Annotated in this window: 8 protein-coding genes; all 8 read left to right on the top strand. The window is 36.8% G+C overall.

All coding sequences use genetic code 11. The annotated features are described in order from the left end of the window. Positions 1-134: 134 nt before the first annotated feature. Positions 135-611: a hypothetical protein gene (locus PLH43_RS11200; protein ID WP_324363113.1), complete on the top strand. Its 477-nt coding sequence runs from the start codon at positions 135-137 to the stop codon at positions 609-611. Next, positions 605-901 carry a hypothetical protein gene (locus PLH43_RS11195; RefSeq protein WP_324363111.1) on the top strand — a complete coding sequence of 99 codons (297 nt, stop codon included), beginning with the start codon at positions 605-607 and terminating at the stop codon, positions 899-901. Before PLH43_RS11200 ends, PLH43_RS11195 begins: the two co-directional genes overlap by 7 nt. Continuing rightward, a complete protein-coding gene (locus PLH43_RS11190; protein WP_324363109.1) occupies positions 889-2415 on the top strand; it encodes a class I SAM-dependent DNA methyltransferase in 1527 nt (508 codons plus the stop codon). The genes PLH43_RS11195 and PLH43_RS11190 overlap by 13 nt, the downstream gene beginning before the upstream one ends. Further along, a complete protein-coding gene (locus PLH43_RS11185) occupies positions 2403-3764 on the top strand; it encodes an ATP-binding protein (RefSeq protein ID WP_324363107.1) in 1362 nt (453 codons plus the stop codon). The genes PLH43_RS11190 and PLH43_RS11185 overlap by 13 nt, the downstream gene beginning before the upstream one ends. Positions 3765-4075: 311 nt before the next feature. Next, positions 4076-6319, top strand: coding sequence for an AAA family ATPase (locus PLH43_RS11180; protein WP_324363105.1), 2244 nt, complete (start codon positions 4076-4078; stop codon positions 6317-6319). A 115-nt stretch (positions 6320-6434) separates the two neighbouring features. Further along, positions 6435-7709, top strand: coding sequence for a restriction endonuclease subunit S (locus PLH43_RS11175; RefSeq protein WP_324363103.1), 1275 nt, complete (start codon positions 6435-6437; stop codon positions 7707-7709). Further along, positions 7706-10657, top strand: a complete 2952-nt coding sequence (locus tag PLH43_RS11170; protein WP_324363101.1) for an HsdR family type I site-specific deoxyribonuclease — start codon at positions 7706-7708, stop codon at positions 10655-10657. Before PLH43_RS11175 ends, PLH43_RS11170 begins: the two co-directional genes overlap by 4 nt. Then, positions 10654-10941 carry a M48 family metallopeptidase gene (locus PLH43_RS11165; RefSeq protein ID WP_324363099.1) on the top strand — a complete coding sequence of 96 codons (288 nt, stop codon included), beginning with the start codon at positions 10654-10656 and terminating at the stop codon, positions 10939-10941. Before PLH43_RS11170 ends, PLH43_RS11165 begins: the two co-directional genes overlap by 4 nt. Positions 10942-11002: the final 61 nt, after the last annotated feature.

Below are 11002 nucleotides of genomic sequence, written 5' to 3'. Positions count from 1 at the left end.
GATAGAATTGCCTTGCAGTTGCTTTACTCTTTAGGGCGTACAAAAATAGAGATGCGTGGCTTATGAGGGTGAGACTTGACTTTCTTATTGGCATGTGCAATAATTATGGTAAAGTGTGTGGCTAATAAAGAAAGATGGGACTTGACTTTCCTAATGGAATTTACTATTTTAATCTGGAACAGTTATCAACAACGCTTTATAGGCTGTTTGAAAAATATGTTGATACTCTTGAGTTAATGCAAAATATGAGTAGTAATGATAAGGTTATGTTAAAGGAATCATTTAGGCCTCTTGCTGTTCAGATGGATTTTGTAAAGGACTATGAGCAGTTATTGGAAGCTTTCAATTGCCAGATATATGAAATAAAAAATAAAGATGGAAATTCACGTTTCACTAACGACAATTTTCTTTTCCCAATTAAGAGCTATTATGAATTCGGGATTTTTAAGGTTAACTCAGGTAAAAATATTCTGGCTGTCCTTGACTTATTCTGCAAACTACTGGAGGAGTATTTCCTGGAATGCTCGAAAGATTCCCCTATAAAATTAGCCTTAAGTCTTGCTCCGGTAAAATATCCTTATCAGGAGCATTGGAGATTTTGTCCATGCTGAAAAATAGTATTAACATACAAAGCCCTGGAAGTTCAAAGCTTTGTATAGATATGGGCCAATACAAACTACTCAGAGAAAAAATTAGAAGAGAAGATGCCAAATTGAGCCACTTTTTATGTAGTTTGGCTGATATTGAGATCGAGACAAAAAGCAATGTGTCAGTGATGCCTGAACTATTTAACAATCGAAAGAAATTTCCCACTTTATTAGAATTGATTCAAAGTGGTTTATCGGTTCAGCAAATTCTTGGCTTTTATAAACTAAGGCGTGATGATATATGCTCAGTATAAAAGAATTAGAAAATTGGCTATGGGAAGCCGCCTGCAAAATTCGCGGGCCTATTGATGCTCCCAAATACAAAGATTACATTTTGCCGCTTATATTTCTCAAAAGGCTCTCCGACGTATTTGAAGACGAGATCAACCGACTGTCAGAAAGTTATGGTTCAAAAGAAATGGTCGAACAACTATTGTCCGATGATCATAATCTTGTACGTTTTTATTTGCCACTCGAAACCCGTTGGGAAGCCATAGCCAAACAAACTACCGGCGTAGGCGAATACCTGACGGATGCCGTCAGGAAAATTGCCAAAGAGAATCCCAAACTGCAAAGCGTCATTGATATTGTAGATTTCAATGCCACGGCAGGCGGACAAAGAATCATAAGCGATGAAGTGTTGAAAGACCTGATTAATGTGTTGGGAAAATACCGATTGGGATTGAACGATGTGGATCCCGATATTTTGGGGCGTGCTTATGAATATCTGCTCAGGAAATTTGCAGAAGGTTCGGGACAAAGTGCCGGCGAATTCTATACGCCCAGTGAGGTAGCCGTTTTGATGGCGTATATCCTCGACCCGAAACCCGGAAACCAAATTTACGATCCCTGCTGCGGTTCAGGAGGTTTGCTGATCAAAACTTTTCTGCGAGGCAAGGAAAAGTTCGGCGATAACCCTTCGCTGGAACCGTTGACCTTTTACGGACAGGAAATTTTGCATGCCACTTTTGCAATGGCCAAGATGAATGCTTTTATTCACGATATGGAAGCAGAAATAGCATTGGGCGACACCATGAACCGCCCGGCTTTTTTAACAGAAACGGGCGCCTTGCAGAAATTCGATTTGGTTACAGCCAATCCAATGTGGAACCAGAACTTTCCCCAAACAGTATACGAAAATGATCGCTACAATCGTTTTATATTTGGTTTTCCGCCTTCGAGCAGTGCCGACTGGGGCTGGGTTCAGCATATGTTTGCATCGCTTAACGACAAAGGGAAAATGGCTGTGGTGCTTGATACAGGTGCTGTTTCTCGTGGAAGTGGCAATGCAGGCAGTAACCGCGAGCGGGATATCCGAAAGCAGTTTGTAGAAAACGATTTTGTGGAGTCTGTGCTGCTACTGCCCGAAAACCTGTTTTATAACACAACAGCGCCAGGGATAATCATGGTTATTAACAAATCGAAACCGGAGGAGAGAAAAGGAAAGATATTGCTTATCAATGCTTCAAAGCTTTTTCAAAAGGGCAGGCCAAAAAACTTTTTACCCGATGAAAGCATTAACCATATTGCCGATATTTACCTGCGATGGAAAGAAGAGGAAGGCATTAGTAAAATGATTACCAACGAAGAAGCAGCCCGCAACGACTACAACTTGAGCCCCAGCCGTTATGTTGCTCAAAACGGTGAGGATGATACCCTTAACCTTGAAGATGCGGTGGTGCAACTAAAGGAAGCGGAAGAAGAACGACAAAAAGCAGACGAAAAACTGAAATCAATCCTGGGAGAGATGGGGATATGGAAAAAGTAGAAAATCACAACATAGAATTCAAAAAGTCTTGGCATGACGAATACTTAAAAACTGTTGCTGCATTTGCAAATACAGATGGTGGTATCATTTCTGTAGGTTGCAATGACAAGGGTGAAGTGATTGGATTGGAAAAATCCGAAATTAAAAAATTATTGGAGGATTTGCCAAATAAAATCAGAAATAGTTTAGGGATAACTTCTTTTGTGCGAGAAGAAATTCACAGTGGAAAAAGTTTTTTAAATATTGAAATTCCTCCCTCCTCTTTTCCTATTTCTTATGATGGAAAATTTTATGTTAGAACAGGCAGTACTACACAAGAGCTTTTTGGAATAGAACTGTCTTCATTTCTTTTGGAAAAAACAGGAAATTCATGGGATGAGTTTCCTGCAGATGCAAACATAGACCAGCTTGAGGAAGTTCTTGACACAGAAAGCATAGAAAAATTTAAAGCGCTTGCGCGTCAACGACTTCCCCTGATTGAGCAAGATTCAACAAATAATATTTTGCAAAAACTTAACCTGATAACAAAAGATGGACGCCTTACCAGAGCTTGTATTTTACTTTTTGGCAGAAATCCACAAAAATATTTTATTTCAGCTTATTCAAAGGTGGGAAGGTTTAAAAACAACACAATAATTCTCGATACGGTTGAAGCAAAGGGAAATTTATTTCAGCAGCTTGATGGCATTCTCGAAGCCGTAAAAAAGAACATAAATGTCAGGTTTGATACTTCTGTAAAAGAGCTTTCTCTTGAAGGCGTGGCAAGAAGGGAAATATGGGATTACCCGCTCGATGCACTGAGAGAAGCTGCAATCAATGCATTGGTTCATAGGGATTACCTTGATACTTCCTCATCCATTGAGGTGCGGATATATGATGACCAGATAATACTATCGAACCCGGGGAAATTAATGCCTCCATTGACTATTGAACAGCTAAAGGAAAAGCATTCGGGAAGGCAAAGAAATCCGCTCATTGCAACAGTCTTTTATTATGCCAATCTCATTGAATCCTGGGGATCGGGCACACTCAAAATGATTGACCTGTGTAAAGAGCAGAATCTTCCTGAACCCGAATTCGTTGAAAGAAAAGAAGGAATAGGAGAATTTGCCGTAGTATTTCATAAAGATATTTTTAATGAGGAAGAACTGAGAAAAAGAGGGCTAAACGAAAGACAGATTAAGGCAGTAATGTATGTAAAAGAAAAAGGAAAGATTACAATTAGAGAGTATAAAGAACTATATCCATTATTATCAGATAAAACTTTAAGTCGTGATCTGGCAGAACTTGTAAAAAAAGATGTATTAAAGGAAATAGGAAATAAGAAGGGAAGAAAGTATGAATTATAAAAAAACATTTATCGGACATATCGGACATTTATCGGACATTTATCGGACATTTGCAGATGCAATATTGGATAAGGGGTTACAGAAAATGGCATGGAATATTTTCATTAATAACTAATTGGTTAATAGAGGGTGAATAATTGGTGTAAAAAAGCAAGGAACAAACGTATGAACGAGCGGCAGGACATAGAATTCAAATCGCAATTACGGAAATTGCAGAAAGAAGGAATCATCAAGCGCATAGGCAATGCTAAAGGATGGACATTGGGAAGTGGTGGAATAAAAAAAATAAAAAAGTAAAGGAGAAGTTAATTATGAAAATAAAAAAAATTGAACAAATAAAATCTCTGGGTTTATATTATAATTTTAGATGGGATGCTCAATGTAATGAATTCAATAAATATAACTTTTTCTATGGTTGGAACTATTCTGGAAAAACAACCTTGTCTCGTTTATTTAAGTGCTTAGAAGATAAAAAGTGTCATCCTGATTATCCGCAAATGGAATTTAGTATTACAACTGATAATGGGAATCTTACTCAAAAAGACATTGAGAACGATTATTCTATTAGAGTTTTTAATGAAGATTTTATTGAAGAGAATTTTGAATGGAATAATGAAAATAAAGAGATAGAGCCAATCCTAATATTAGGCAAAGAATCAAAAGAACTTGAAGATAAATTAAAAGAAATGGAAACAAACAAAAAATCAAAAGAAGATACAAAAAAAACGAAAGAAAAAGATAAAAAAAATAAAGAAAATGAACTTCAACGATTGCTTACGGATAAAGCTACTGAAATACGAAATATATTAAGTATAACAAAACCAAAAGAATTTGATAAAACTAAATTGGTAGACAAAATTGATGCAATAAATGTCAATTACGATCAATTTATTTTAAATGAAAATGATTTTTCAAATGAAAAAGAAATACTAAATGAAGAAGCAAGACAGCCAATACAAGAAATTCTTACAGAATTCGATTTAAAAAAATATATTCATAAAATTAATGATATTTTGCAAAAACAAATTTTTGTTCAGAAAATCATTGAAAAACTTAAAGAAAATCAAAAGCTAAGTGAGTGGGTACGGCAGGGTATTGATTTACACCAGAATGAAGAATATTGCCAGTTTTGTGGCAATCCAATACCCAAAAATAGATTAGAAGAGCTTCAACAACATTTTTCAAAAGAGTATGATAATCTTATGCAAGAAATCAATGGTTTAGAAGAAGAAATAGATAAATATTTTGAAAATATTAAAAATTTTACATTACCTGATTCAGCAAAATTTTTTAAGGAATTTCAATCTGAATATCAAAATTTAATGCAAAAATTTGATACGGCAAAAAGTAATTTCATCAATTTGAAGCCTGTACTATTAAAGGAACTTAACAGAAAACGCGAGAAACCTTTTGATGTTTTAAATTTAAATATTGATAATAGTCAATTTCAAAGTTCTACTGAAGAATTAAACAAAAGAATAAAGGACATACAATCAATTATTGGCAAGCATAATAATAAAGTCGTTTCATTAGAAACAAGAAAAAATAAGGCAAACGAGAATATTATTAAACATCTTACTGCTCAATTTATTAAGGATAAAAGTTATTTTGATAACAAACAAGAAATTGAAAATTTAGATAAAGAAATTAATAACCTAAAAAAAGAAATCAATTCCCTTGATATTGAAATAAATGCCATTAAACAGCAAATTAATCAATCAGCTATTGGCGCTCAAAAATTAAATGAATATTTAAAGGCATTTTTCTTTGATGATAAATTAAAAATTGAACCCACAGAAAATGGCAAGTATAAATTATTCCGCTATGATAAAATTGCCAAAAATCTTAGTACAGGCGAACGGAATATCATTTCTTTAATCTATTTTTTTGCAAAACTCGAAGAAACTGGTTTTGATAAACAAAATGCTATTATTTTTATCGATGACCCGGTTTCAAGTTTAGATTCAAATCACATTCATAGAGTTAATTCATTGCTTACAAAAAAATTACCTGAATTCGGGCAAGTTTTTATTACAACACATAATTTTGATTTTTTTAATTTATTGAAAGATACTTATAAGTATAATTTACAAAATCAAGGAGGACATTTCTATTTGATAAAAAAAGTTAAAGAAAATGATAACTATAAGTCAATTATAGATAATTTGCCAAATATAATACTCAATTTTAAAAGTGAATACAATTATCTTTTTTCATTACTTAAAGAGTTTCAAGATTCAAGTCAAAAAAATAATTTTGATCAGCTTTTTCTTATACCCAATATTCTTCGAAGGTTCTTTGAAATGTATCTTTTTATAAGATATCCCGATGGTAAAAAATATAAAGATAAAGCCAATAAATTTTTTAATAATAATGATTCAAGAGAAAAACACACAGCATTAAAGATTATGGACGAATATTCACACGAAGAAAATCCAGATCACGCAACAAAATTTCCTGATATTCAGGAATTAGAAGAAGCCGTAAAATTTATTTTAGATGAAATAAAAAATAAGGATAAATTCCATTATGATGCACTTTGTGAAAGTATATAAGCAAATTGATGAACTGGATGAACTGTATGAAATAATCCTTGCAAAGAAAAAGGAAAATCCGCGGGAATATAAAGAATTAGAAAGGTAAAAAACAAATATGAAGGATACCATCATTATGAAACCACCCAACAACGATATAATCCCACAAGGCTACAAAATGACTGAACTCGGAGCACTGCCGGAGGAGTGGGAAGTGGTGAGACTGGGAGAAATATTTAATGTTCAACAGGGTAAGCAACTATCAGAAAAAGAATCAAAAGAAGGAAAAGTTAAAAAGTCATTTTTAAGAACTTCTAATCTAAATTGGGGTCATATTGATATTTCCAGCATCGATGAAATGTATTTTACGTCCGAAGAATTTAGAAAACTAAAACTTGAAAGTGGTGATATTTTAGTTTGTGAAGGCGGCGATGTAGGACGAACCGCGCTTTATAGAGGAGAATTAGTTGAATGCGCTTATCAAAATCATCTTCATAGGTTGAGACCCAAAAAAGATAATTTAGACGCAGAGTACTTTGTTTTCTGGATGAATTATGCAATCAATCAAAGGAAAATGTATATTCATTCAGCCAACAGGACCACAATTCCTAATCTATCAGGCTCTCGACTCAAAGAATTTATAATCCCTCTTCCCCCCCTTCCCGAGCAGCAAAAGATAGCAGCTGTTCTCTCTGCGGTGCAGGAGGCAAAGGAGAAGACTGAGGCGGTGATAGCCGCTACAAAAGCCCTCAAAAAATCGATGATGAAGCACCTCTTTACCTACGGACCCGTTTCACCAAAAGAGGTTGAAAACATACAACTCAAGGAAACTGAAATCGGACCCGTGCCAGAGGATTGGGAAGTGGTGAGACTGGGAGAAATATTTTCGATATTTGCTGGTGGTGATGTATCAAAAATAAATTATTCGCCAATAAAAATAGACAAATATATTTATCCTATATATTCAAATTCTAAAGAAAATAATGGACTTTATGGATTTTCTGATACATACAATGCTCAAGGAAATTCAATTACAATAACGGCTAGAGGAAATTTAGGATATGCGATACCAAGATATGAAAAATTTAATGCTATTATTAGACTTTTAGTCTTAACTCCCAAAAATACTTTAAATATTAAGTTTATTTCAGAATATATAAATTCAAAAATTAAAATTAATCTTGAAGGTTCAAGTATACCTCAATTGACTGTGCCCAAAATTTCAATGTATATGGTTCCCCTCCCTCCTCTTCCTATCCAGCAAAAAATTGCATCGATTCTTTCGGCCATCGATGCTAAAATCGAAGCTGAGGAAAATAAAAAGAAGGCGCTGGAGGAATTGTTCAAAAGCCTTCTACATAACCTTATGACCGCAAAAATCAGAGTCAATAAATTGGGGATAACCTCATGAGCAAACTTGGTGACGAGAAACATTCGGTTCAAAAGCCCATCATTGATTATGTGCTGGAACCATCGGCAGAGTATATTGCGCTAAATGGCACGAGGGTGTTTCTAAAGCTCGGCTGGGAATACATCGGTCCCGATGAAGCGCTGCGTTTGCGAGGTGGAGAAACAGGTATGGTGTTCAGAGAGCTTTTCATAAACCAGCTGCAAAAACTCAATCCGGAATTTGCAGATCATCTGATGGCGGAGGAGATTATCAAAAAGATCGAATCCATACCGGCAAATATCGAAGGGAACTTTACTGCATGGGAATATCTCAAGGGTTTGAAAACCGTGTTTGTCCCGTCCGAAAAGCGGGAACGCAACATCAAATTACTCGATACCGAAGATGTTGATCGCAACACCTTTCACGTAACGGAAGAGTTCATGTTTACAAATGGTATCAAAACTATCAGACAGGACATTGTTTTTCTCATCAACGGCATTCCCCTGTTATTCATCGAAACTAAAGCAGCATCAAAAGTAGAAGGAATGAGCGAAGCACTGGAACAGATAAAGCGCTATCATCGCGATTGTCCGGAGCTCCTTGCCGTTCTGCAGGCGTATGCCATAACCCACATCTCAAAATATTACTACAGTGGTACATGGAACACCTCCGAAAAGCTGCTCTTCAACTGGAAGGAGGAAGCAGGAGGTAATTTTGAGCAGCTAGTTAAGTCATTTTTTGACAGAAAAAGAATTATAAAGCTTATTATGGATTACCTGCTGTTTACCCGTCAGGATGACGAGCTAAAAAAGGTGGTGCTGCGGCCACATCAGATGAGAGCTGTTGATAAAATTGTTGAACGTGCAAAGGATCCAGAAAAGCATAGGGGACTTGTATGGCACACTCAGGGCTCGGGCAAAACCTATAGCATGATTGTTGCGGCACAGAAGATTATCGAGAATCCACTCTTCGAAAATCCAACGGTTATTATGCTGGTGGATAGGAACGAACTCGAGAGCCAACTATTTGCAAATATCATCGCTGTAGGAATTGGAAATGTCGAAGTAACAGAGAGTAAAGAAGACTTGCGGAAACTGCTTTCACACGATAGGCGAGGACTCATTGTTACGATGATTCACAAGTTTGATGGAATGCAGGCGAATATCAATACACGCAAGAATATTTTTGTTCTGGTGGACGAAGCACACCGAACCACCGGTGGCAAACTTGGCAACTATTTGATGGGTGCGCTGCCCAATGCTACCTATATTGGCTTTACTGGTACGCCTATTGACAAAACACGGTATGGCAAAGGTACCTTTGTTACATTCGGCAAGGATGATCCACCACAGGGCTATCTCGACAAATACAGCATTGCGGAATCCATTGAGGATGGCACAACCGTCCCGCTCTATTATACTCTTGCTCCAAATGAATTACGAGTTGAGAAAGAAATACTTGAGAAGGAATTTTTCAATCTTGCCGAAACCGAAGGCATAACCGATATCGAAGCGCTCAATAAAGTGCTGGAAAAGGCGGTAACTTTACGAAACATGCTCAAAAATAAAGAACGGGTGGAAAGGGTTGCCTTCTATATTGCCGACCATTACAAAAAATTCATCGAACCCATGGGCTACAAAGCTTTTGTGGTAGGAGTGGACAGAGAAGCTTGCACCTTATACAAGAAAGAGCTTGACAGGCATCTTCCGCCTGAATATTCGAAGGTTGTGTACAGTTCATCTTTTAAAGATCCAGAAGAGCTAATAAAATATCAGCTTTCAGAAACCGAAGAAAAACAAATACGAAAAGCCTTTCGCAAATCGAACGAACTGCCCAAAATACTGATTGTAACCGAAAAACTTCTTACTGGTTTTGATGCGCCGATTCTCTATTGTATGTATCTCGATAAACCAATGAGAGACCACGTACTGTTGCAGGCCATTGCCCGCGTTAATCGCCCTTATGAAGATGATGAAGGAAGAAAGAAATCCTCCGGCTTTGTGCTCGACTTTGTTGCTATCTTCGACAATCTCGAAAAAGCCCTTGCCTTCGATTCGCAGGATATTGAAGGGGTAGTTCACGATATGGCGGTTTTAAAGGAACAATTTAAGAATGAAATGCAGATTGCAGAGAAGCAGTATCTTCCTCTTATAGCAGGCAAGCATCAGGATAAAGCGGTAGAGGCAGTACTGGAACACTTCAGGGATGAAAATAAGCGGCAGGAATTTTATCGGTACTTCAAACAATTATCCCAACTTTACGAAATCATCTCGCCCGACGATTTTCTTCGCCCCTATCTTGACGACTACGAAACCCTCTTACGGATGTATAGGATTGTGAGGGAAAATTACGACAGGGGCATTTCTATCGACAGGGATTTTACCAGAAAAACCGCGATGCTTGTCCAGCGACATACTACTGGCAGTGCCATTGAGGCTACGCTGGATATTTGCGAAATAAATGAGAAAACGCTTAAGCGTATCGAGGAAAGCAAGGCATCCGATACGGAAAAGGTATTCAATCTGATTAAAAGTATAGAAAAAACGGCAGAGCAGCTAAGTAATAAATCTCCCTACCTTGTTTCGATTGCTGAAAAGGCTGAGCATCTTGTCAAACTCTTTGAGGAGAGGCAGCAGAGCACAAAAGAGACCCTTGAGAAACTAAAGGAAATAATCAAAGAAATTAATACTGCGCAAAAAGAGCAGGCAGAAAAAGCCATGTCGTCCGAGATTTTCACCGTTTACTGGATGCTCAAGGAACAGGGCATTTCCAATGCCGAAACACTGGCAAATGGTTTACAGGAAGTATTTACAACATATCCGCATTGGCACAAGAGCGAACGTTTTGAGCGAGAAATTAGACAGAGTCTCTATAAAGCATTAACACAGGCAGGGATACAGGATACTAAAAGGGTCTCAGGCATTGTGCAGAATATTATAAATATATTAAAAAAAGGACAGGCAGAATGATGACTTCGGAAACATTTAAAGAAGAAGTTCTGATGCTGGCAAGTAAAGTGGGAGTAAAACCGAAACAGATCTACATCCAGCCGATGAAACGCAAATGGGGAAGCTGTTCGAGTCGTGGCAGGTTGACATTCGATAAGAAACTTCTCGATGAACCTAAAGAGGTTAGGTTTAGAGTTATTCTGCATGAACTACTTCATTTAAAATATCCAAATCATGGCAAAATGTTTAGATCACTTTTGAGTGCATATTTACAAAAATCCCTTGATTCGGGAGAATCAAATTAAAAAATGTAGCCTTTACCACGGTTGTCGTGATAGAATTGCCTTGCAGTTGACTGGCCGGTTG

This window comes from Acetivibrio sp., from assembly GCF_035371925.1.
GTDB lineage: Bacteria > Bacillota > Clostridia > Acetivibrionales > Acetivibrionaceae > Hungateiclostridium.
This window is presented reverse-complemented; position numbering and strand designations above follow the sequence as displayed.

Coding starts and splice junctions, on each gene's coding strand:
- PLH43_RS11200 (WP_324363113.1), top strand. CDS start 135: ATGGGACTTGACTTTCCTAATGGAATTTACTATTTTAATCTGGAACAG.
- PLH43_RS11195 (WP_324363111.1), top strand. CDS start 605: ATGCTGAAAAATAGTATTAACATACAAAGCCCTGGAAGTTCAAAGCTT.
- PLH43_RS11190 (WP_324363109.1), top strand. CDS start 889: ATGCTCAGTATAAAAGAATTAGAAAATTGGCTATGGGAAGCCGCCTGC.
- PLH43_RS11185 (WP_324363107.1), top strand. CDS start 2,403: ATGGAAAAAGTAGAAAATCACAACATAGAATTCAAAAAGTCTTGGCAT.
- PLH43_RS11180 (WP_324363105.1), top strand. CDS start 4,076: ATGAAAATAAAAAAAATTGAACAAATAAAATCTCTGGGTTTATATTAT.
- PLH43_RS11175 (WP_324363103.1), top strand. CDS start 6,435: ATGAAACCACCCAACAACGATATAATCCCACAAGGCTACAAAATGACT.
- PLH43_RS11170 (WP_324363101.1), top strand. CDS start 7,706: ATGAGCAAACTTGGTGACGAGAAACATTCGGTTCAAAAGCCCATCATT.
- PLH43_RS11165 (WP_324363099.1), top strand. CDS start 10,654: ATGATGACTTCGGAAACATTTAAAGAAGAAGTTCTGATGCTGGCAAGT.